Genomic DNA, 21,011 nt, shown 5'->3' on the forward strand with positions numbered 1-21,011 from the left:
CGAGATTTAATGAAAAATCGAATCAGTATTACCATTTCCGATGTTCGAGGTGCTAGGCATTACTCAATATCGGCTTTTGTAAAAAAGTTTGTATTATTGATTACGGCGCTATCTTTAGGGGTTGTGCTGATGGTCATGCTCAGTTTTATTTGGACCTACCAGCAATATAGCCAATTAAAGTATTTACAATACCAATCAGAGTCCGCGTTCCTGGCTAAGATAGAGCAGTATCAAACGCAGCGCGAGCGGATTGTAGCCGAAAAAAAATATCTGCTTGAACAACTTAATGTTACTGAGCGCCAAGTCGTGTTTTTGGATGAGACCCTACGAAGTTTGGAAGATTTGGTCGGCTCTCATGCAGAGCATGACGATGCAAACATTGAGGAGCGTGTTAAGTTATTACAGCTTAGCGCACTTGAAAAACAATTTTTGCTGCAAGCTTTGCCAACTGGCCGGCCGGTGATTGAATTTCAAGGTGTTTCAAGCGGTTATGGCTGGCGCACTCATCCAGTCAGAGGTACTCGAGAGTTTCACTCAGGTATTGATTATCGCGGCAGTCGTGGTGACGGCGTCATTGCTACGGCGGATGGTATTGTAGAATATGCCGGTTATAGCAAGGGAACGGGTTATGGGAATTTAATCATTCTAAGCCATGCTTTTGGATTTAGAACTTACTATGCGCATCTTGATAGGTTAGATGTCCGACCTGGCCAATATGTGCGTAATGGTGAGTTGATCGGGGCTATCGGTAATACTGGAGTTTCGACAGGGCCACATTTGCATTACGAAGTCACATTTATTCAAAGAAAGTTAGATCCAGCACCCTTTGTGCAGTGGAGTATTGAAAATTATGAAGATATTTTTGAAGAAATTGAGGGGGTACCGTGGGTTTCTTTAGTTCAGGCAGTGCATCAACAGGTTCAAAAAATGGAAAGACTATTATCGCAGAAGGGGGTAGAGTTTGCGAAGAGCTCCTCAAATTAAACGACGACCTGATAAGGGTGGACGTTTTTTAGGTAATAGCAATTGCATAACACCCCTAAACCCACCAGAAATAGATGATGAAAAGGATCTTAAATGAAAAAATATAATGTTGCCGTTGTTGGGGCAACCGGCGCCGTAGGTGAAACGATATTAAAAGTGCTTGAAGAGCGTAGTTTTCCCATTGGAGATCTCTATTTGCTGGCGAGTGCGCGCTCAGCGGGTAAGCGAATTGAATTTAATGGACAATGGCATACGGTAGAAGATTTGGAGACCTTTGATTTTAGCAAGGCTCAAATTGGCTTGTTTTCTCCTGGAGCTAGTATTTCAGCCGTTTACGCCCCCAAAGCTGCAGCAGCGGGCTGTGTTGTGGTCGACAATACCTCGCAATTTCGTTATGACGATGATATTCCGTTGGTTGTTCCTGAAGTGAATCCAGGTGCGGTAGCGGGTTATAAAACTCGTGGAATTATAGCAAATCCTAACTGCTCAACTATTCAGATGATGGTTGCGTTAAAGCCTATTTATGATGCGGTTGGTATTGAGCGCATTAATGTCGCCACCTATCAAGCGGTGTCGGGAACCGGTAAAGAGGCGATTGAAGAACTTGTTACACAAACTGCAAATTTGTTGAATTTAAAGCCTATTAAGCCTGAGGTTTATCCAAAGCAAATTGCGTTTAATTGCATTCCGCAAATAGATGTCTTTATGGATAATGGCTACACTAAAGAAGAGATGAAAATGGTTTGGGAAACTAAGAAAATCTTAGCGGATGAGACGGTACTGGTAAACCCAACAGCTGTTCGTGTTCCAGTATTTTATGGGCATAGTGAAGCTATTCATATCGAAACCAAAGCGAAGATTTCGGCAGCACAAGTCCGTGAATTATTGATTAAGACCGAAGGTGTTGTGGTAATCGACGAACATAAGGATGGTGGTTATCCAACCGCAGTATCCGATGCGGCAGATACCAATCCAGTTTATGTTGGGCGTATTCGTGAAGACATCTCTTGTGAAAAAGGCATTAATCTTTGGGTAGTTGCCGATAACGTGCGTAAAGGTGCCGCTACCAATACGGTACAAATTGCAGAACTATTGATAGCGCACCATCTGTAATGCATCGTTGGGCCTTGGGTATTGAATATGTGGGGACTGCCTATTGTGGTTGGCAACGCCAAGGTCATTGTGATTCTGTGCAAGGCCAACTAGAAAAGGCGCTGTCCACCATTGCTCAAGAGACAATAGACGTCCATTGCGCTGGTCGTACTGATGCGGGAGTGCATGGGTTGGGGCAAGTGGTTCATTTTGATACCCAGTCCATTCGGCCACATTCAGCTTGGGTGCAGGGGGCAAATACACAACTCCCCAGAGATATACGCGTGACTTGGGCGCATCAAGTTGATGAGGGCTTTCATGCACGGTTTAGTGCCCAAGCTCGTCAGTATCGTTATGTGATTTATAATCGTGCGCAACCAAGTGCTTTGCTTTATGGTCGAACCTACTGGGAGCGTCATCCCTTAGATGCAAAGGCAATGAATATTGCAGGCCAGGCACTTTTGGGTGAACAGGATTTTAGCTCATTCCGTGCGGCACAATGTCAGGCTCAGCATGGACAACGAAACATTCAGTTATTGTGTGTGAGTCGGCGAGAGGATTTTGTCCATATTGATATTAAAGCCAATGCATTTGTGCATCATATGGTCAGAAATATTGCCGGCACACTCATGCAAATTGGCCGTGGAGACAAGCCCATAAGCTGGGCAGGTGAGTTATTGGCTTTGAAAGATCGAACTCAAGCCTATGCGACTGCTCCTGCAGAAGGCTTATATTTCGTTAAAGCTTTTTATCCGGAGTCTTTTTCTTTACCGCAATTAGCGGTTAATGAGGTGTTATGGTAACAACGAGAACACGGGTAAAGTTTTGTGGCATTACCCGCATTGTCGATGCACAGCTAGCAGCAGACCTGGGTGTAGATGCGATTGGGTTGGTGTTTTATCCACCCAGTCCCCGATCTGTTACTATTAAGCAGGCACGAGAGATAGCATCTGTGTTGCCGGCTTTTGTGACCAGTACCGCCTTATTTGTAAATCCAACACCAGATGAGGTCGATACCGTACTTGCCACTGTGCCTATTGATTTACTGCAATTTCATGGAGACGAATCCGGCGAGTTTTGTCGCCAATTCAATCGGCCTTATATTAAGGCGATGGCGATGAAGCCTGACTTAAATTGGACAGCATTAAATCGAGAATACAGTGATGCTCGAGCGTTTTTAGTCGATACCTATAAACCCGGTACTCCTGGCGGAACGGGTGAAACTTTTAATTGGAATTGGCTTCCAAGCAAACAACAGGTTGATAAACCGATTATTCTTGCGGGCGGTTTAGACGCCAACAATGTGGGCAAGGCTATCGCACAAACAGGAGTTTTTGGCGTGGATGTGAGTGGCGGTATTGAAGCCAGTAAGGGTGTAAAATCGGCCGAAAAAATGCAACAATTTATTAGTAATTTAATCGTTTAGGAGTGGTGGGTGAGTAAGTCGTCAGAACAACAAATTGATTTTTCACAATATCCTGACAGTCAAGGCCATTTTGGTCCCTATGGTGGGATTTTTGCACCGGAAACATTAATGGCGCCATTGGAAGCCTTGCGCGATCAGTATGCCGCTGTTAAAGATGATCCGGTGTTTAGAGCCGAGCTCTTAAATGATTATCAAAACTATATTGGTAGACCAACGCCGCTATATCATGCGAAACGTTGGTCTGAGCACCTAGGCGGTGCGCAAATCTACCTTAAACGAGAAGACCTTAATCATACCGGCGCCCACAAGATTAATAACACCATTGGTCAAGCTTTACTTGCGAAACGTTTGGGAAAAACGCGAATCATTGCGGAAACAGGCGCCGGTCAGCATGGTGTTGCGAGTGCGACAGTTGCTGCACGCCTTGGCTTGGAGTGTGTTGTCTACATGGGTGCTGACGATGTTGTTCGTCAAGCTCCAAACGTAGCGCGCATGAAAATGTTGGGTGCGACGGTGGTGCCAGTAGAGTCAGGCACTAGAACTTTAAAAGATGCACTTAACGAAGCCATGCGTGACTGGGTGACTAATGTTGATGATACCTTCTATATTATTGGGACCGTGGCGGGTCCTCATCCCTATCCAATGATGGTTCGAGATTTTCAGGCAATTATTGGTCAAGAAGCCCGTCAGCAAATGTTAGATCAAGAGGGCGTATTGCCTGATATTGTCATGGCCTGTGTCGGCGGTGGTTCCAATGCGATGGGCTTGTTTCATGCGTTTTTACCCGATGAATCAGTGCGGATTATTGGTGTTGAGGCGGGTGGTGACGGTTTAGAAACTGGGCGTCACGCGGCTCCACTTTGCAAGGGTACCCCTGGCGTTCTTCATGGTAATCGCACTTATTTAATGCAAGATGAAGCAGGTCAAATTATGGGCACCCACTCGATTTCAGCTGGTCTGGATTATCCTGGCGTGGGTCCAGAGCTGGCCTGGTTAAAAGATATTGGGCGCGCTGAGTTTTTTGCAGTAACTGACGACGAAGCCATGGCGGGGTGGCGCGATGTGACCCGAATGGAGGGTATTATTTCGGCACTCGAAACAAGTCACGCTTTAGCCTATGCAATCAAGCTTGCGCCTACCTTACCTAAAACACAGCGTATTATTATTAATTTATCTGGCCGGGGTGATAAGGATATGAACACTATCGCTAAGGTTGAAGGTTTTGAATTTTAAAGGATTGTTTGTGAATCGAATTGAAGCACGCTTTGCGTCTCTGCAAGCACAGCAAAAAACCGCGCTTATTCCCTATTTAACAGCGGGTGATCCGCATCCCGATATGACGGTCGATTTAATGCACTATTTGGTTGAACAGGGTGCTGATCTATTGGAATTGGGTGTGCCTTTTTCTGATCCGCTTGCCGATGGTCCTACTATTCAAAAAGCCGTCGAACGTGCATTAGCGCATCGGGTGACCTTGCGTGATGTGCTAGCGATGGTGGCTAAGTTTCGTGAGCAGGATAATAATACCCCAGTGATTTTAATGGGCTACCTAAACCCTGTCGAGGCGATGGGTGAGGCAGAGTTTGCAACTTCTGCGGTAAAGGCTGGATTAGACGGTATTTTGACGGTAGATATGCCACCCGAAGAAAGTGTCGGTTATCATGACACTATGGCAAGTCAGGGTTTATCTTGTATTTTCTTAGTGTCGCCGACAACTCCGGCTTCGAGACTAGGTGCGATTGCAGAGCAGGGTAAAGGTTTTGTTTATTATGTGTCATTGAAAGGTGTGACTGGCGTTGGGCAGGCAGATGTTGGCGATGTGGAGACTCATGTGAAGGCGCTTAAAGAAGTTATTAACTTGCCAGTGGGTATTGGGTTTGGCGTTCGTGACGGTCAAGCGGCTTACAAGATGGCTCAGCATGGCGCTGGGGTCATTATTGGTTCCGCATTGGTAAGTATTATTGAGCAAAATCAGACTGCCGGCCTGGTCCAGATAAAAGCGGTGTTAACGCCAAAAATGGTTGAGTTCCGCCAGGCGATTGATGCCGCAGACAGAGGGGATGTGCTATGAGTTGGTTTGAAAAAATTCTGCCCAGTATTAAACAAGTAACTGAGCGTAAAAAGTCGGTACCTGAGGGGCTCTGGGTGAAATGTTCAAAGTGTGAGAGTGTGTTGTATAGGAGTGAAGTTGACCGTAATCAACAGGTTTGTCCGAAATGTGACCATCACATGCGGGTATCCGGTCGTAAACGTTTGTCCTATTTTTTTGACGACAACAGTCCAGTAACTGAAATTGGTGCTCAAATTGGCCCGGTCGATGCGTTACGCTTTAAAGATCAGAAAAAATATAAGGATCGCTTCACGCAAGCCCAAAAAACCACGGGTGAAAAGGATGCTTTGATTGTTCAAGTCGGTCAAATTGACGGTCTTGATGTCGTTGCTGCTTCGTTCGAGTTCCAGTTTATGGGTGGTTCAATGGGTTCGGTGGTTGGTCACAAGTTTGTGATGGCTGTGGAAGAGGCCATTAAACGGCGTGCACCGCTTGTCTGTTTTTCAGCGAGTGGTGGCGCGCGCATGCAAGAAGCGTTATTTTCTTTAATGCAAATGGCTAAAACCAGTGCGGCCTTGGGCAAATTACGTGAAGAAAAGTTGCCGTACTTTTCAGTGCTAACTGACCCTACAATGGGCGGTGTTTCTGCCAGTTTTGCAATGTTAGGAGATATCAATATCGGTGAGCCTAAAGCGCTAATTGGCTTTGCAGGTCCTCGCGTCATCGAACAAACGGTTCGTGAGACCCTGCCGGAAGGTTTTCAACGTAGTGAGTTTTTATTGGAGCATGGTGCGATTGACCAAATTGTGCATCGACATAAATTGGCTAAAACCATCGCTTCTCAAGCTAGAATGTTGCTTGATCGTTAGGTTATGATGCCTGCTGTTGCCGCTACTCCCTTACCGAATGTGCAATACTCTTTGACGCAGTGGCTGGACTATTTAATGCATCTGCATGCCAAGCCCATTGATATGGGGCTTGCGCGTGTTAGCCAAGTTGCTCATAAGCTCGATATTGTTAGCCTTAAACCCCAAACCCACCGTCTAGTCATTGCAGGTACCAATGGTAAGGGGTCGAATGTGGCACTTGTGAGCGCTATCATGCAGGCGGCAGGTTATCAGGTCGGCTGTTATACCTCACCCCATTTAGTACGATTTAATGAGCGGTCGCAAATCAATGGCAAGTCATTGAGTGATGCGCAGTGGATAGATGCTTTTGTTGCTGTTGAAAAGGCACGTGGAGCTGTTTCACTGAGCTTTTTTGAATTTACCACGCTGGCCGCAATTTGGTTTTTCCATCAACAGCCTTTAGATTTAGTCATTCTTGAGGTCGGTTTAGGGGGGCGTTTAGATGCTGTCAATGCGGTGGATAACACTAGCTGTATTATTACGGCGATCGACCTCGACCATCAAGCTTTTTTAGGTGATAACCGTGAAGCAATTGGCTTTGAAAAAGCCGGTGTTATGCGCCCACATCAATTGTGCGTTTGCTCTGATCCTCAACCCCCGCAGTCATTACTAGATCATGCGCAACAATTAGAGGTGTCGCTTCGTTGTTTAGGTCAGAATTACAGCTACCATAGAGCGGATGCTGGTTGGTTTTTTTATTCATCCTCCAAGGAGCCGTCGCAAGCAGCAGGGCAGGTATTAGAATTTCTGCCTTTACCCGCATTATTGGGTGATTTTCAATTACAAAACGCGGCGGGCGTGTTGGCGTGGCTTGATGCACAAACAGATTTTGAGGTGAGTTGTGATGCTATCAAAATTGGTCTTGAGCAGGTTAAACACCCTGGACGTCTTCAACGATTACAACTTGGTCAGCAGGACTGGTTATTAGACGTAGCGCACAATCCGCAGGCCGCTGAACAATTGGCCGTTTGGTTGCAACAAGATAATGCAAAACATACTACAAAACCTGTGGCAATATTTTCGGCACTGGCGGACAAGGATATTGTGGGTATGATAAACAAGGTGGCGCCGCACGTTGCACAATGGATTTTGCTAGATCTCCGTCCTGAGGATCGCGCCACAGATCCAGTAATTATGCAGCAACACCTTAGCGACATTACGACCAGTCAAATCGCTGATTCTGCGAAACAAGCCATCGAGCTAGCACAAGCGGTTGCTGTTGATCGAGTAGTGGTATTTGGTTCTTTTATAACCGTCGGAGCCATTATGACGGAGCTGGAGCAGCATGGATAAGTTAACTAAGCATCGTTTGACTGGTGCGGTAATTTGGTTGAGCGCATTAATCTGGTTGGTTCCGCAGTGGTACGCCAATCCGGTTGATTACCCACAGTTTATTTTCTCAGGATCAAAATCCGCGGTTGATGATTTAGGTGATATTGATTTCGACCGTTTAGTGGTATCTCAAGATACGAGTCGAGTCACTTCGTCTTCCGAATCATCTTCAACATCACCGGCTAGTTCTGCTAATTCAACTAATAAGACACAAACCCCGTCTCGTTCTACAAGTACCTCGTCAGCACCAACGGCACAGCTTGAGAACCCAGCCGTGCCCGCAGAAACACAGCCCGGTTTTTATGTTCGTCTTATTAGCTACCAAAACCCAGATAATGCACTCAGATTAGAGCAGAGACTTCAGCCCGCTTATCCCGTATCGATTGGCAATTTTACGACCTCTTCGGGTCGCTTTTATACGGTCAGAGTAGGTCCTTATGATACGCGGGAACAAGCAGAGCGAATTAAAGCGATATTGGATGTTGAGTTGCGGGTGGAATCGATCATCTTAGATCGAACAAATCAGTAATGCGACACGAGTATAATCAGGTAGAATGCACGGCATAATTTTTAACTTACCAGTAAGTGAGCAGAGCAAATGTGTGGAGTAGTTGGAATAGTTTCAGCATTGGGCGCACCCGTAAACCAAGAGATTTACGATGCGCTGACAATTTTGCAACATCGTGGTCAAGATGCGGCCGGAATTGTAACCCATCAAGGCGGGCGTTTTTACCAGCGCAAAGAAAATGGTTTAGTTAAAGATGTGTTCCGCACGCGCCATATGCGTGATTTACATGGCAGTACCGGTTTAGGTCATGTTCGCTACCCAACGGCGGGTTCGTCATCAAGCTCTGAAGCGCAACCTTTTTATGTCAACTCACCCTATGGCATTGTTCTTGGTCATAATGGCAACCTTACCAATGCGGAGCAGTTAAGCCAAGAGATTTATCAACAGGATTTGCGTCATCTCAATACCAACTCAGACTCTGAAGTACTGTTAAATGTTTTTGCACATGAGTTAATGAACCAAAAGAAATTATTCGTTGATCAGAAAGATATTTTTAATGCGGTTCGGAGTGTGCATAAGCGCGTTCGGGGCGGTTACGCGGCGATAGGTATCGTTTCGGGTGTTGGCCTGTTTGCCTTCCGTGATCCATATGCATTACGTCCTTTGATTGTTGGTAAGCGTACCAACGCGGCTGGCACAACCGATTACATGATTGCCTCTGAAAGCGTCGCGTTGGATGGTTTAGGTTTTACCCGTTACCGCGATGTCGCGCCGGGTGAGGCAGTTGTGGTAACACCAGAGGGCGACATTTTTTTTGAACAATGTCACGATAAACCGGTTTACTCACCATGTATTTTCGAGTTTGTGTATTTTGCGCGTCCGGATTCAATGATTGACGATATCTCCGTTTATAAGTCGCGGTTGCGTATGGGCGAAAAGCTGGCCGAAAAGATTCAGCGTGAATGGCAGGGGCATGATATTGATGTGGTGATGCCGATTCCAGATACCAGTCGTACGTCTGCACTGCAGCTGGCAGCTATGTTAAACGTACCATATCGTGAGGGTTTTATTAAAAACCGTTATATCGGTCGTACTTTCATTATGCCCGGGCAAACGCAACGTAAAAAGTCGGTTCGCCAAAAGCTCAACGCCATTGGCTTAGAGTTTGAGGGAAAGAATGTATTACTTGTAGATGATTCTATTGTACGCGGTACTACTTCGGGCGAGATAGTTCAAATGGCACGTGATGCTGGTGCTAAAAATGTTTATTTTGCATCGGCAGCTCCAGCAGTTCGCTATCCATACGTCTACGGTATTGATATGCCATCTGCTTCGGAACTGGTCGCTAACAACCGCACAACAGAAGAGGTTGCGGACTTTATCGGCGCCGATAAACTGATTTACCAAGATTTAGATGATTTGATTGAAGCGGTAGGGGCGGGCAGTGAGTTGATTTCATCTTTTGACACCTCCTGTTTTAGTGGTGTTTATGTGACTGGCGATATTACCTCTGAGTATTTGGCATCGATTGATAAAAGCCGTAACGATAGTGCAAAAGAGCAACAACAAACACCGACCCCCGAAGTAGTTGGATTGCACAATCAAGGAGAATAAATGGAAGACTGGTCCCTAGATACCCTGGCTATTCGTATGGGATATGAGCGTACACATGAGCAAGAAAATTCGGAAGCCATTTTTCCTACATCTAGCTTTGTGTATCAAAGTGCTCAAGAAGCCGCGCAGAGATTCAGTGGCGAAGCTCCGGGTAATGTGTATTCTCGTTTCACTAATCCAACAGTTAGAACCTTTGAAAATAAATTAGCGGTGCTTGAGGGTGGTCAAGCTTGTGTGGCTACGGCATCGGGGATGTCGGCGATTTTAGCCTGCTGTATGGGCTTACTAAAATCTGGCGACCATTTGCTGTCTTCAAGTAGCATTTTTGGTACCACCAAAGTATTGTTTACCAAATACCTCGCCAACTTTGGTATTGAAGTCACCTTTGTAGCACAAACAGACCAGCAGGGCTGGGCGGATGCTGTCCAGCCAAATACGAAAATGTTGTTTTTAGAAACCCCCTCAAACCCACTGACAGAGGTTGCTGATATTGGTTATTTATCAGGTCTGGCAAAACAACATGATGCCCTATTAGTGGTTGATAATTGTTTTTGTACGCCGATACTTCAACGGCCACTCAGTTTAGGCGCTGATATCATAATTCATTCAGCAACTAAGTTTTTGGATGGACAGGGGCGGTGTTTGGGGGGGGCCGTCGTGGGTAGTCATGAAGCTGTGGGTGAGACCGTTCGTGGCGTGATTCGCACGGCAGGACCGAGCATGAGTCCATTTAACGCTTGGGTCTTTTTAAAAGGACTTGAAACCCTAGCACTAAGAATGAAAGCACATAGTGCTGCCGCACAAGCTTTAGCGGAATGGCTAAGTGAGCATCCTGCGGTCGAGCAGGTATTTTATCCGGGTCTAAAATCGCATCCTCAGCATGAATTAGCGATGCGTCAACAATCCGGTGGCGGTGGTTTACTTAGTTTTCGAGTTAAGGGGGATCAAGCAGCAGCCTGGTCCATTATTGATGCGACAAAGTTTTTATCGATTACAGCCAACCTAGGTGATGTAAAAACCAGTATTACGCACCCATCAACAACCACACATTGTCGTGTTGAGCCAGCACAGCGTTTAGCAACCGGCATTACTGATAATCTTGTGCGAATTTCAGTGGGCTTAGAAGACATTGAAGATATCAAGGCCGATTTATCACGTGGTCTGGACGCGCTACTCGTTTAAATCGCGCTAGTAATTAGCGCGGTAATGCTACTTTAGGGGCTTTGGGGTTAGTGCGATACAAAATAAAAGTCTTGCCTATTGCGCTCACTAGAACTGCTTTACTGGCTTTCAAAATCTCATCGTTCATGGCGCGGCGGCTATCCCGATCATCATGGGCGATTTTTATTTTAATCAGCTCATGGTGACTTAACGCCTTATCAAGTTCCGCAAGCAGGTTGTCAGAAATGCCCTGCGCACCGACAAGAATGACCGGATTGAGGTGATGCCCCAGTCCTTTAAGATATTTAAGTTGTGTTTTGGTGAGTGATGTCATAAGTTACCTTCCATAAAATTGTCGTTATCTTATAGTAAATCGCCCTAAAAATCTTAATCTAAATTGATATTGCAAATAGGAATTTCATGGCTAGATCAAAATCGAGTTCACGTTGGTTGCAAGAACACTTTGACGACCCTTATGTTTTACAAGCGCAAAAAGAGGGCTGGCGGTCACGTGCCATTTACAAATTGAAAGAGATAAATGAAAAAGATCAGTTAATAAAACCCGATATGCTAGTTATAGATTTAGGGGCAGCACCGGGAGGTTGGTCGCAGTATGCCGCACAGCAAGTCAGCCATGCAGGTGAAGTACTGGCTTTGGATATCTTACCCGTTGAATCTTATGCTGGAGTTAGGTTTTTACAAGGTGATTTCACCGAGGAAAGTGTTTTTGAAAAGCTACTCGATTTAATTAATAAAAGACCTGTGGACTTAGTCATGTCGGATATGGCGCCTAACTTTAGTGGTAACAAGGGCGTCGATATTCCTCGTGCGATGTATTTAGTCGAATTAACCCTTGATTTAGCTAGTCGTGTATTGAAACCTGGTGGTAACGTCCTTATGAAAGTATTTCAGGGCGAGGGTTATGAGCAATTGTTGGCTACAATGCGTCAAGACTATTGTAAGGTCATAACCAGAAAGCCGCAGGCATCACGCGCCCGAAGTAGTGAAATCTATTTATTAGGACTGAAAAAGCGATAATTGCGCTAAGTTTACACCCTTTAGTTTTTGCGGGGTGTGCATGCTCATGCTATGATTAAAATTGAAGAAGTTTCTGATAGCCTAATGGTGGCCACTTAAGGAAGTTGTTAATGAAAAACGATATGTTAAAAAACATTTTAATTTGGGCGGCAGTGGCGTTGGTATTGATGTCTGTGTTTAACCATTTTGGAGGCAATACACAACAAAACAATACGCGACTGGATTATTCTCAGTTTATTGATCAGGTGCGCGAAGGTCAAATTAGCCGTGTCAATATCGAAGGGGCAACTATTCGTGGTGTCTACAATAATGGCGAAGCTTTCACCACCTATAATCCTGGCGATCCTGGTTTAATGGGAGATCTACTTCAGAATCGCGTAACAGTTAGTTCGCAGCCACCAGAAAAACAAAGCCTGTTATTACAGATTTTTATTTCTTGGTTCCCAATGTTGTTATTGATTGCCCTATGGATTTTCTTCATGCGCTCAATGGGTGGGGGACTTGGTGGTAAAGGCGGACCAATGTCTTTTGGTAAGAGCAAGGCGCGTATGCTTTCTGAAGACCAAGTTAAGGTTAGTTTTAATGACGTGGCGGGTGCTGACGAGGCGAAAGAAGAAGTTGCCGAACTGGTTGATTTCTTAAGAGATCCCACCAAATATCAGAACCTTGGCGGTCAAATTCCTCGTGGCGTATTGATGGTAGGTCCACCAGGCACCGGTAAAACTTTGTTAGCCAAGGCTATTGCAGGGGAAGCAAAAGTTCCGTTCTTTACTATTTCAGGTTCGGATTTCGTTGAAATGTTTGTTGGTGTGGGTGCTTCTCGTGTTCGTGATATGTTTGAGCAAGCAAAAGCCCATGCGCCTTGTATTATTTTTATTGATGAGATTGATGCTGTTGGCCGTAGCCGAGGTGTTGGTATGGGTGGTGGCAATGATGAACGAGAGCAAACCCTTAATCAAATGTTGGTTGAAATGGATGGTTTTGAAGGTCATGAAGGTATTATTGTTATTGCCGCGACAAACCGTCCAGATGTCTTGGATCCCGCCTTGCTGCGTCCAGGTCGCTTTGACCGTCAAGTAACCGTTGGTTTACCTGATGTGCGTGGTCGCGAACAGATCCTAAAGGTGCATATGCGCAAAGTACCAGTTGCTGAAGATGTTAAACCAGCACTTATTGCGCGTGGTACACCAGGTTTCTCAGGTGCTGACCTTGCTAACCTCGTCAACGAGGCCGCTTTGTTTGCGGCTCGTTTAGGTGACCGTATGGTTACTCAGGGGCATTTTGAAAAAGCTAAAGATAAAATTTTGATGGGTGTAGAACGCCGGTCTATGGTTATGAGTGAAGCTGAGAAACGCTTAACGGCATACCATGAAGCTGGACATGCCATTATTGGTTATATCGTTCCTGAGCATGATCCTGTATATAAAGTGTCAATTATCCCAAGGGGTCGTGCATTAGGTGTCACCATGTATCTACCTTTAGAGGACTCTTGGAGTTATTCGAAACGTAAATTGGAAAGTCAGCTGTCAAGCTTATATGGTGGTCGTATTGCCGAAGAGATGGTATTTGGTGCCGATGCGGTGACTACCGGTGCCTCCAATGACATCGAACGTGCGACCAAGCTAGCAAGAAGCATGGTAATGAAATGGGGTCTCTCTGATAAGTTGGGTCCGTTGCTTTATGAAGAAGAAGAGCAGCATGGGTTCTTAGGTAGTTCTAGTCGTACGACTGCAGTTTCGGATGAAACAGCAAAACTAATTGACGCTGAAGTTCGTCGCGTTATTGATGAAAACTACCAGCGCTCGCAGCGTATTCTTGCTGAGCACAAAGAAAAATTAGATATTATGGCTGATGCTTTGATGCAATATGAAACGATTGATGCGGAGCAAATTAAGAATATTATGGAGGGGCGCGAGCCTGGTAAGCCGGCGGATTGGACAGAGTCTGATGATACGCAAGCGCCTAGTGAAGCAAGGCCGTCTAGTGATGTGGAAGAGGTTGCAGAAGCAAACCTTGATGATACCTTGGATGCTTCCGCTGATGATGCGACGGATGTTGAAGGGCAGCCAAAGCACTCGTAATTAATTTTTTTATCATTTAATGCGTTAAAATCACCCTCCTTGTGGAGGGTTTTTTTATTGGTGAGTAATCCTTATGTCGTTAGTTAATGCACTCAATGCACCTAAGCCGATGTTAATGGCGATTGTTAATGTCACCCCTGACTCATTTAGTGATGGTGGTCAATTAATGCACCAAGAGCAGCTCAAGAGACAGCTTGCTCTATGTGTCGAACAGCAGGTTGATATCATTGATATTGGTGGAGAGTCTACCAGGCCTGGTGCCCAAGCTGTAAGTCTTGATGAGGAATTGTCACGCGTTTTACCGGCTATTGAGATGGCGCGGCAATACACTGACTGTTATATTTCTGTTGATACCTATAAGTCCGAAGTGATGCGCCAAGCACTCTCATTGGGTGTTGATATGATTAATGATGTGAATGCTCTGCAGGAAGGTGATGCGCTATCTGTGTTAAGCGAGCATTCAAGTGCTGCGATCTGTTTGATGCATAAGCAGGGTGAATCAGCAACCATGCAGCAATCCCCACGCTATGATGATGTAGTTAGTGATGTGGTGCGTTTTTTAGCGGAACGTGTTCATGCGTGTCGTCAACAAGGTATTGCATCAGAGCGTATTTGCCTAGATCCCGGATTTGGCTTTGGTAAAACGCTTGAGCACAATACTGCGCTCTTTCGTGATCTCAATAAGTTACTGGCGCTTGGGCATCCGATTTTAGTGGGCGTGTCACGTAAATCAATGTTAGGTGCATTGCTTAATGATTTGCCGGTTGAGCAGCGGCTTCTACCTAGCGTTGTAGCGGCTGTTCTTGCACTAGCGCAGGGGGCGAGAATTATTCGTGTACATGATGTAGTGGAAACTAGGCAGGCGTGGCAATTGATAGAGGCGTTGACGCCGTGGTTTGCAGAAAAAGGTAAAAGATGAAAAAACGATATTTCGGAACTGATGGTATAAGAAATCAGGTTGGTCAGGGTTTAATGACGCCGGACCAGATGTTAAAACTAGGTTGGGCAACTGGTCAGGTTCTGAAGGCGCAGGGAGCAAGTCGTGTATTAATCGGCAAGGATACCCGAATCTCTGGTTATATGTTTGAGTCGGCGTTAGAAGCAGGATTAATTTATGCAGGGATTGATGTTTTACTACTTGGCCCAATGCCCACACCTGCCATTGCTTATTTGACTCGTACATTCAGAGCCGATCTTGGTATTGTCATTAGCGCCTCTCATAATCCGCACTATGACAACGGTATTAAGTTTTTTGATGCACAAGGTTTAAAAGTGTCGGACGAACTTGAGCTAGCCATTGAGACCGCATTTGATCAGCCTATGGTGCATCCTGAGCAAGCAGATCATCTTGCAACTTTAGGGAAGGCTCAGCGCGTTAATGATGCACCCGGACGCTATATTGAGTTTTGTAAAAGTACCTTTGATGGCCAAGGTGCTCTAGATGGTTTGCACCTAGTTGTCGACTGTGCGCATGGTGCGACTTATCACATAGCACCGGCGGTGTTTGAAGAGCTTGGGGCTAAGGTAAGTCGTATAGGCGTAGAGCCGAATGGTTTAAATATCAATCAAGAGTGTGGTGCTACTCACCTGGATGTGCTGATTGAAAAAGTGCAAAGAAGTGGCGCAAATATAGGTATTGCGCTTGATGGAGATGGTGATCGTCTAATGCTCGTCACGGATAAGGGTCGTATCGTAGATGGCGATGATATTTTGTATTTGCTTGCTCGACATAAATACCCCAATGAGCGGGCAGTAGTGGGTACATTAATGACTAACCTGGGCATTGAGCAAGCATTGGCTGCAATTGGTAAAAAGCTTCATCGTGCGGCTGTAGGTGATCGATATGTTATGGCAACGCTCAAGGCGCAGAATCTTAGCTTAGGTGCTGAAGGGTCGGGGCATATTCTGTGTTTAGATAAATCATCAACAGGTGACGGCATCATTGCGGCACTGCAGTTTTTAAGTATTTATTGTGAGCAAGGTGGTTGGGAGAATTTATTACATGGATTAACCAAATTTCCCATGCATATGATTAATGTTAAAGTGACTCGGCATTATGATCCAGAAACTTATCCGCCATTACTTCAAGCTATTGCTGAGTTTGAAAAAAACCATCAGCACGAAGCGCGGTTATTAATTCGGGCATCAGGGACTGAGCCACTGGTTAGGGTTATGGTGGAAGGGCAAGATGCTAAACGGGTTGAAGAACACGCAAAATTGCTCGCAAAATGGGTAGAAAAGGGTTTTTCATAAGTTGTCAAGATTGTAATTTAACAATAAAGCCAGTAATATTATGCGACCTTTAAATTGGAGATGGATGCGTGAGAATCCCATTTGTTGCAGGAAATTGGAAGATGCATGGCTCCAAAGCTATGATTCAAGACCACTTGGGGCAGTTTACACAGCAAGCTGAGGCGTTGAATAATGTAAATATAGCGGTTTGTCCCCCAAGTCTATATGTAAGTGCTGTACAATCACAGCTCACTTCAAGTAGTGTAAAAGTTGGTGTGCAAAATGTATGCGATCAAGCAGGTTTTGGCGCCTACACTGGTGAAGTGTCTGTTGATATGCTTGTTGATATGGGTGTGCCCTATGCGATTGTTGGTCACTCAGAACGTCGTGCGTTTTATTGCGAAACCGATCGTCAGGTAGCCGACAAGGTTGCGATTGTGCTCGATAAAAACCTAACACCTATTTTATGTATTGGTGAAACTCTAGAAGAGCGCGAAAGCGACCAAACAGAACATGTGGTTAAAACACAGCTTATAGCTGTTATTGAAAAGGTTGGTATTGCAGCATTTGCTAATATTGTAATTGCCTATGAGCCTATTTGGGCGATTGGTACCGGTAAGACAGCAAGCCCTGAGCAAGCCCAAGCGGTACATGCGTTTATACGTAACCTTCTTGCACAACATGATACAGCAGTTGCACAGCAGGTAGTGATTCAGTATGGCGGTAGTGTAAAACCGGATAATGCCGCTGCTTTGTTTGCTCAACCCGATATTGATGGTGGGTTAATTGGCGGTGCGTCACTTGATCCGATGGATTTTTTAGCAATTTGTAAGGCGGCTTCGCAATCATGTTTGAAATAGTTCTTGCAGTACACATTGTCCTTGCATTCAGTTTGGTAGTGCTTGTTCTGTTACAGCACGGTAAGGGTGCTGACGCTGGGGCTAACTTTGGCGGTTCTTCGCAGTCGGTGTTTGGTAGCCGTGGGAGTGCGACCTTCTTATCCAGAATGACCGCGTTGTTAGCCACCTTGTTTTTTATCACCAGTTTGTCGCTTGCTTACATTGCAAGTAAACAAGCTAAGGGTTACCAAAGCGTGGTAACTGAACAATCGGCGCCTGCTGAGCGGCCTGTAAACCGTGGTCCAGTAGTTCCAGACTAAATCAATATATACGCCGATGTGGTGAAATTGGTAGACACGCTATCTTGAGGGGGTAGTGGCGCAAGCTGTGCCGGTTCGAGTCCGGCCATCGGCACCATTTTTTAGGCTAACGCCTTTCATATAAACTAGAAGAGGTGAAAAACCTATGCTAGAAAATTATTTACCTATACTGGTATTTGCGGTCATAGGGATTCTTTTTGGGATTGGTCCACTAGTGATGAGTTTTGTGTTAGCGCCAAATAAGCCAGATGCCGAAAAAAACTCACCATATGAGTGTGGTTTTGAAGCCTTTGAAGATTCACGCATGAAGTTTGATGTGCGATTCTACCTTGTAGCAATTCTTTTTATAATATTTGATCTCGAAATCGCTTTCTTATTCCCATGGGCTATTGTTCTAGATGACATTGGCTTATTTGGTCTTTTTTCAATGGGTGTGTTTTTAACGCTTTTAGTCGTAGGCTTTATCTATGAATGGAGAAAGGGGGCCTTGGAATGGGAATAGAAGGCGTTTTAAAAGAAGGGGTGGTTACCACCTCTGCTGACAAGTTAATCAACTGGGCAAGAACCGGCTCGTTATGGCCAATGACCTTTGGCTTGGCTTGCTGTGCTGTCGAAATGATGCATGCCGGTGCTTCGCGTTATGACCTAGACCGTTTTGGAATCATTTTTAGACCTAGTCCGCGACAATCGGACGTGATGATAGTAGCTGGTACGCTGGTTAACAAAATGGCACCTGCTTTGCGCAAGGTTTATGACCAAATGGCTGAGCCACGCTGGGTTATTTCCATGGGATCTTGCGCCAATGGTGGCGGTTATTATCATTATTCATACTCTGTAGTCAGAGGATGCGACCGCATCGTGCCGGTGGATGTTTATGTGCCAGGTTGTCCGCCGACTGCAGAGGCTTTGTTATACGGTATTTTGCAACTGCAAAAGAAAATCCGTAAGACTAATACGATTGCACGCTAGCAATCCAAGCACACATCTTAGGTAAGCTTATGAAACAATCCGTTCACGATTTGCAAATGCGCATTGAACAAAATTTATCCGGTCATTTTAACGAACTTAAGCATGAGTATGATGAGTTAAGTCTTACGGTTTCACCAGAGAATCTTCGTGCTGTGATGTTGCGCTTGCGCGACGAGTTTGGCTTCGAGATGTTGATGGATTTGTGTGGTGTTGACTATCTGTCGTTTGGCCAAACAAACTGGGAGTCTGATCAGGCGGTTAATACGGGTTTCAGTCGTGGTGTGTTTGATTTTGAACCTATCCATGAGACAGAAGGTTTAGATGCTCCTAATCGTTTCTGTGTGGTTTATCACCTGCTTTCAATAACCTCTAATTTACGTCTTCGTGTCAAAACTTATGCTGTTGACTCAGCACAACCTATGTTTGATACAGTCAGTGATATTTGGAATGTTGCCAACTGGTTTGAACGTGAAGCGTTTGATTTATTTGGAATTATTTTTATTGGTCACCCTGATTTACGCCGTATTTTGACAGATTACGGGTTTGTGGGTCACCCTTTACGTAAAGACTTTCCTTTGGTTGGCCATGTTGAAATGCGCTACGACAGTGAAAAAGGGAGAGTGGTATATGAGCCGGTTTCTATTGAAAACCGTGTTAACGTTCCGCGGGTTATTCGCCATTAAATGCAAGGGAATTGATCATGCCTGAAATTAAAAACTATACCCTGAACTTTGGCCCCCAGCATCCATCAGCGCATGGTGTGTTACGTCTTGTCCTTGAGTTGGATGGTGAAACGATTGTTCGTTCTGATCCACATATTGGTTTATTGCACCGTGGAACTGAAAAATTGGCTGAGTATAAGCCCTATAACCAATCAATTGGTTACATGGATCGTCTCGATTATGTGTCTATGATGGTCAATGAACATGGTTATGTATTGGCTATTGAAAAACTTCTCGGTGTTAAAGTGCCGGAACGTGCACAATATATCCGTGTCATGTTTGACGAAATTACCCGTATTCTTAATCACTTAATGTGGCTTGGGGCTCATGCCTTAGATATCGGTGCCATGACAGTATTCCTTTATGCTTTTCGCGAACGTGAAGACCTTATGGATTGTTATGAAGCGGTATCGGGCACGCGTATGCACGCCACCTACTATCGCCCAGGCGGCGTGTACCGAGATTTACCAGATACTATGTCCAAATACTCTGAATCACCATGGCACAAAGGTAAAGATCTTAACAAGCTGAATGAAACTCGCGAAGGCAGTTTATTAGACTTTATTGAAGCCTTTACGGAGCGTTTTCCAGGTTATGTTGATGAATATGAGACTTTATTGACTGATAATCGTATTTGGAAGCAGCGTACCGTTGATATCGGTATCGTATCACCAGAGCGTGCCTTGCAACTTGGCTTCTCTGGACCGATGTTGCGCGGCTCAGGTATTGCGTGGGACTTACGTAAAAAACAACCCTATGAAGTCTATGACCGTCTGGATTTCGACATTCCTGTCGGCAAAACCGGTGATAGCTATGACCGATATTTGGTTCGTGTTGCTGAAATGCGCGAATCTAACAAAATTATTAAACAATGTGTGCAATGGCTCAAAGCCAATCCAGGTCCGGTCATTGCCGATAACCATAAAGTAACACCTCCCTCACGCGTTGACGCCAAATCTAATATGGAAGCATTGATTCACCACTTTAAACTCTTTACCGAAGGCTTTATAACGCCACCCGGTGAGGTTTACAGTGCTGTTGAGCATCCGAAAGGAGAGTTTGGGGTGTACTTGGTGTCAGACGGCGCCAATAAACCTTATCGCTTAAAAATCCGGGCACCGGGTTTCCCGCATCTTGCGGCACTCGATGAAATGGCCAAGGGCCACATGATTGCCGATGTTGTAACCATCATCGGCACCCAAGATATTGTATTTGGAGAAATTGACCGATGAGCCAAAGCCAAGTAGTAGCGAATAATGTCATTCAAGGCGAAGTCAAAACACGAATTGACCGTTGGTTAGCACGTTACCCTGATGATCAAAAGCAATCCGCCGTCATTGCGGCTCTACGGATTATTCAGGAAACTCAGGGTGGTCATTTAACCAAAGAGTTAATGGATCAAGTTGCTGAGTATTTAGAAATGACGCCTATTTCGGTATACGAAGTTGCGACCTTCTATTCTAATTTTGAGCATAAGCCAGTTGGTAAACACAAAATTTGTTTGTGCACGAACATCTCGTGCATGCTCCGCGGTTCTGACGAGTTGTTGAGTTATCTCGAAAAGAAATTGAACGTTAAAGTCGGCGAAGTAACACCTGATGGCAAATTTTCAATTAAGAAAGTTGAATGCTTAGGGGCGTGTGGTGGTGCACCCATGATGCAGATTGGTCAGGTGTTCTATGAAGATTTAACCGAAGCACGGGTTGATGAAATCTTGGACAATTTGGAGTAAGTG

The 21,011-nt window shown here is 45.1% G+C and carries 23 protein-coding genes and 1 tRNA gene; 23 read left to right on the plus strand and 1 reads right to left on the minus strand.

Features of this window, described 5'->3' with window-relative positions; genetic code table 11:
• Positions 1–9 precede the first annotated feature (9 nt).
• From THICY_RS03165 to THICY_RS03215, 11 genes are all read left to right on the plus strand, one after another.
• Positions 10–984 (plus strand): M23 family metallopeptidase, encoded by a 975-nt coding sequence (locus THICY_RS03165; protein WP_013835172.1) that lies wholly within the window; start codon positions 10–12, stop codon positions 982–984.
• Between the two features lie 93 nt (positions 985–1,077).
• The gene (locus THICY_RS03170; protein ID WP_013835173.1) at positions 1,078–2,097 is read left to right on the plus strand and encodes an aspartate-semialdehyde dehydrogenase; all 1,020 of its coding nucleotides are present in this window, start codon (positions 1,078–1,080) and stop codon (positions 2,095–2,097) included.
• Positions 2,097–2,879, plus strand: a complete 783-nt coding sequence (truA, locus tag THICY_RS03175; RefSeq protein WP_013835174.1) for a tRNA pseudouridine(38-40) synthase TruA — start codon at positions 2,097–2,099, stop codon at positions 2,877–2,879. The genes THICY_RS03170 and truA overlap by 1 nt, the downstream gene beginning before the upstream one ends.
• Positions 2,873–3,502 carry a phosphoribosylanthranilate isomerase gene (locus THICY_RS03180; protein ID WP_013835175.1) on the plus strand — a complete coding sequence of 210 codons (630 nt, stop codon included), beginning with the start codon at positions 2,873–2,875 and terminating at the stop codon, positions 3,500–3,502. Before truA ends, THICY_RS03180 begins: the two co-directional genes overlap by 7 nt.
• 9 nt (positions 3,503–3,511) lie before the next feature.
• A complete protein-coding gene (trpB, locus tag THICY_RS03185; RefSeq protein ID WP_013835176.1) occupies positions 3,512–4,735 on the plus strand; it encodes a tryptophan synthase subunit beta in 1,224 nt (407 codons plus the stop codon).
• A 10-nt stretch (positions 4,736–4,745) separates the two neighbouring features.
• The gene (gene trpA / locus THICY_RS03190; RefSeq protein ID WP_013835177.1) at positions 4,746–5,573 is read left to right on the plus strand and encodes a tryptophan synthase subunit alpha; all 828 of its coding nucleotides are present in this window, start codon (positions 4,746–4,748) and stop codon (positions 5,571–5,573) included.
• Positions 5,570–6,421 (plus strand): acetyl-CoA carboxylase, carboxyltransferase subunit beta, encoded by an 852-nt coding sequence (gene accD / locus THICY_RS03195; protein ID WP_013835178.1) that lies wholly within the window; start codon positions 5,570–5,572, stop codon positions 6,419–6,421. Before trpA ends, accD begins: the two co-directional genes overlap by 4 nt.
• A gap of 3 nt (positions 6,422–6,424) precedes the next feature.
• The gene (gene folC, locus THICY_RS03200) at positions 6,425–7,753 is read left to right on the plus strand and encodes a bifunctional tetrahydrofolate synthase/dihydrofolate synthase (RefSeq protein ID WP_245534980.1); all 1,329 of its coding nucleotides are present in this window, start codon (positions 6,425–6,427) and stop codon (positions 7,751–7,753) included.
• The gene (locus THICY_RS03205; RefSeq protein ID WP_013835180.1) at positions 7,746–8,321 is read left to right on the plus strand and encodes an SPOR domain-containing protein; all 576 of its coding nucleotides are present in this window, start codon (positions 7,746–7,748) and stop codon (positions 8,319–8,321) included. Before folC ends, THICY_RS03205 begins: the two co-directional genes overlap by 8 nt.
• A 69-nt stretch (positions 8,322–8,390) precedes the next feature.
• Entirely contained in the window at positions 8,391–9,914 is a 1,524-nt protein-coding gene (gene purF / locus THICY_RS03210) for an amidophosphoribosyltransferase (RefSeq protein ID WP_013835181.1), read from the plus strand.
• Positions 9,915–11,096 (plus strand): O-succinylhomoserine sulfhydrylase, encoded by a 1,182-nt coding sequence (locus THICY_RS03215; RefSeq protein WP_013835182.1) that lies wholly within the window; start codon positions 9,915–9,917, stop codon positions 11,094–11,096.
• 13 nt (positions 11,097–11,109) lie between these two features.
• Here the strand turns inward: THICY_RS03215 and yhbY are convergent, their stop codons facing one another.
• Positions 11,110–11,409 carry a ribosome assembly RNA-binding protein YhbY gene (gene yhbY / locus THICY_RS03220; RefSeq protein ID WP_013835183.1) on the minus strand — a complete coding sequence of 100 codons (300 nt, stop codon included), beginning with the start codon at positions 11,407–11,409 and terminating at the stop codon, positions 11,110–11,112.
• An 86-nt stretch (positions 11,410–11,495) separates the two neighbouring features.
• Between yhbY and rlmE the strand changes: the two genes are divergently transcribed.
• The 12 genes from rlmE to THICY_RS03280 all read left to right on the plus strand — a co-directional run bounded on the left by rlmE (position 11,496) and on the right by THICY_RS03280 (position 21,008).
• Positions 11,496–12,113 carry a 23S rRNA (uridine(2552)-2'-O)-methyltransferase RlmE gene (gene rlmE / locus THICY_RS03225; RefSeq protein ID WP_013835184.1) on the plus strand — a complete coding sequence of 206 codons (618 nt, stop codon included), beginning with the start codon at positions 11,496–11,498 and terminating at the stop codon, positions 12,111–12,113.
• A 110-nt stretch (positions 12,114–12,223) separates the two neighbouring features.
• The gene (gene ftsH, locus THICY_RS03230) at positions 12,224–14,194 is read left to right on the plus strand and encodes an ATP-dependent zinc metalloprotease FtsH (RefSeq protein ID WP_013835185.1); all 1,971 of its coding nucleotides are present in this window, start codon (positions 12,224–12,226) and stop codon (positions 14,192–14,194) included.
• Between the two features lie 73 nt (positions 14,195–14,267).
• On the plus strand, positions 14,268–15,113 hold the full coding sequence (gene folP / locus THICY_RS03235) for a dihydropteroate synthase (protein ID WP_013835186.1): 846 nt from the start codon (positions 14,268–14,270) through the stop codon (positions 15,111–15,113).
• Entirely contained in the window at positions 15,110–16,447 is a 1,338-nt protein-coding gene (glmM, locus tag THICY_RS03240; RefSeq protein ID WP_013835187.1) for a phosphoglucosamine mutase, read from the plus strand. The genes folP and glmM overlap by 4 nt, the downstream gene beginning before the upstream one ends.
• A 68-nt stretch (positions 16,448–16,515) precedes the next feature.
• Positions 16,516–17,286 carry a triose-phosphate isomerase gene (gene tpiA, locus THICY_RS03245; RefSeq protein WP_013835188.1) on the plus strand — a complete coding sequence of 257 codons (771 nt, stop codon included), beginning with the start codon at positions 16,516–16,518 and terminating at the stop codon, positions 17,284–17,286.
• Complete coding sequence (gene secG, locus THICY_RS03250) at positions 17,274–17,585, plus strand: preprotein translocase subunit SecG (protein ID WP_013835189.1); 312 nt, start codon at positions 17,274–17,276, stop codon at positions 17,583–17,585. The genes tpiA and secG overlap by 13 nt, the downstream gene beginning before the upstream one ends.
• A gap of 12 nt (positions 17,586–17,597) precedes the next feature.
• Positions 17,598–17,682 (plus strand) — tRNA-Leu (locus THICY_RS03255).
• 48 nt (positions 17,683–17,730) lie between these two features.
• Complete coding sequence (locus THICY_RS03260) at positions 17,731–18,087, plus strand: NADH-quinone oxidoreductase subunit A (RefSeq protein ID WP_013835190.1); 357 nt, start codon at positions 17,731–17,733, stop codon at positions 18,085–18,087.
• Positions 18,078–18,554: a NuoB/complex I 20 kDa subunit family protein gene (locus THICY_RS03265; RefSeq protein ID WP_006459425.1), complete on the plus strand. Its 477-nt coding sequence runs from the start codon at positions 18,078–18,080 to the stop codon at positions 18,552–18,554. Before THICY_RS03260 ends, THICY_RS03265 begins: the two co-directional genes overlap by 10 nt.
• Positions 18,555–18,583: 29 nt before the next feature.
• A complete protein-coding gene (locus THICY_RS03270) occupies positions 18,584–19,237 on the plus strand; it encodes an NADH-quinone oxidoreductase subunit C (RefSeq protein WP_013835191.1) in 654 nt (217 codons plus the stop codon).
• Positions 19,238–19,254: 17 nt separating this feature from the next.
• Positions 19,255–20,508, plus strand: coding sequence for an NADH-quinone oxidoreductase subunit D (locus THICY_RS03275; protein WP_013835192.1), 1,254 nt, complete (start codon positions 19,255–19,257; stop codon positions 20,506–20,508).
• Positions 20,505–21,008: an NADH-quinone oxidoreductase subunit NuoE family protein gene (locus THICY_RS03280; protein ID WP_013835193.1), complete on the plus strand. Its 504-nt coding sequence runs from the start codon at positions 20,505–20,507 to the stop codon at positions 21,006–21,008. The genes THICY_RS03275 and THICY_RS03280 overlap by 4 nt, the downstream gene beginning before the upstream one ends.
• Positions 21,009–21,011: the final 3 nt, after the last annotated feature.

The sequence above is a fragment of the Thiomicrospira cyclica ALM1 genome, from assembly GCF_000214825.1.
GTDB lineage: Bacteria > Pseudomonadota > Gammaproteobacteria > Thiomicrospirales > Thiomicrospiraceae > Thiomicrospira > Thiomicrospira cyclica.

What these genes read in the sequence shown, in the direction of transcription:
- THICY_RS03165 (WP_013835172.1), top strand. Translation starts at nt 10, where the DNA reads ATGAAAAATCGAATCAGTATTACCATTTCCGATGTTCGAGGTGCTAGG.
- THICY_RS03170 (WP_013835173.1), top strand. Translation starts at nt 1,078, where the DNA reads ATGAAAAAATATAATGTTGCCGTTGTTGGGGCAACCGGCGCCGTAGGT.
- truA (WP_013835174.1), top strand. Translation starts at nt 2,097, where the DNA reads ATGCATCGTTGGGCCTTGGGTATTGAATATGTGGGGACTGCCTATTGT.
- THICY_RS03180 (WP_013835175.1), top strand. Translation starts at nt 2,873, where the DNA reads ATGGTAACAACGAGAACACGGGTAAAGTTTTGTGGCATTACCCGCATT.
- accD (WP_013835178.1), top strand. Translation starts at nt 5,570, where the DNA reads ATGAGTTGGTTTGAAAAAATTCTGCCCAGTATTAAACAAGTAACTGAG.
- folC (WP_245534980.1), top strand. Translation starts at nt 6,425, where the DNA reads ATGATGCCTGCTGTTGCCGCTACTCCCTTACCGAATGTGCAATACTCT.
- THICY_RS03205 (WP_013835180.1), top strand. Translation starts at nt 7,746, where the DNA reads ATGGATAAGTTAACTAAGCATCGTTTGACTGGTGCGGTAATTTGGTTG.
- purF (WP_013835181.1), top strand. Translation starts at nt 8,391, where the DNA reads ATGTGTGGAGTAGTTGGAATAGTTTCAGCATTGGGCGCACCCGTAAAC.
- THICY_RS03215 (WP_013835182.1), top strand. Translation starts at nt 9,915, where the DNA reads ATGGAAGACTGGTCCCTAGATACCCTGGCTATTCGTATGGGATATGAG.
- yhbY (WP_013835183.1), bottom strand. Translation starts at nt 11,409, where the DNA reads ATGACATCACTCACCAAAACACAACTTAAATATCTTAAAGGACTGGGG.
- rlmE (WP_013835184.1), top strand. Translation starts at nt 11,496, where the DNA reads ATGGCTAGATCAAAATCGAGTTCACGTTGGTTGCAAGAACACTTTGAC.
- ftsH (WP_013835185.1), top strand. Translation starts at nt 12,224, where the DNA reads ATGAAAAACGATATGTTAAAAAACATTTTAATTTGGGCGGCAGTGGCG.
- folP (WP_013835186.1), top strand. Translation starts at nt 14,268, where the DNA reads ATGTCGTTAGTTAATGCACTCAATGCACCTAAGCCGATGTTAATGGCG.
- glmM (WP_013835187.1), top strand. Translation starts at nt 15,110, where the DNA reads ATGAAAAAACGATATTTCGGAACTGATGGTATAAGAAATCAGGTTGGT.
- secG (WP_013835189.1), top strand. Translation starts at nt 17,274, where the DNA reads ATGTTTGAAATAGTTCTTGCAGTACACATTGTCCTTGCATTCAGTTTG.
- THICY_RS03260 (WP_013835190.1), top strand. Translation starts at nt 17,731, where the DNA reads ATGCTAGAAAATTATTTACCTATACTGGTATTTGCGGTCATAGGGATT.
- THICY_RS03265 (WP_006459425.1), top strand. Translation starts at nt 18,078, where the DNA reads ATGGGAATAGAAGGCGTTTTAAAAGAAGGGGTGGTTACCACCTCTGCT.
- THICY_RS03270 (WP_013835191.1), top strand. Translation starts at nt 18,584, where the DNA reads ATGAAACAATCCGTTCACGATTTGCAAATGCGCATTGAACAAAATTTA.
- THICY_RS03275 (WP_013835192.1), top strand. Translation starts at nt 19,255, where the DNA reads ATGCCTGAAATTAAAAACTATACCCTGAACTTTGGCCCCCAGCATCCA.
- THICY_RS03280 (WP_013835193.1), top strand. Translation starts at nt 20,505, where the DNA reads ATGAGCCAAAGCCAAGTAGTAGCGAATAATGTCATTCAAGGCGAAGTC.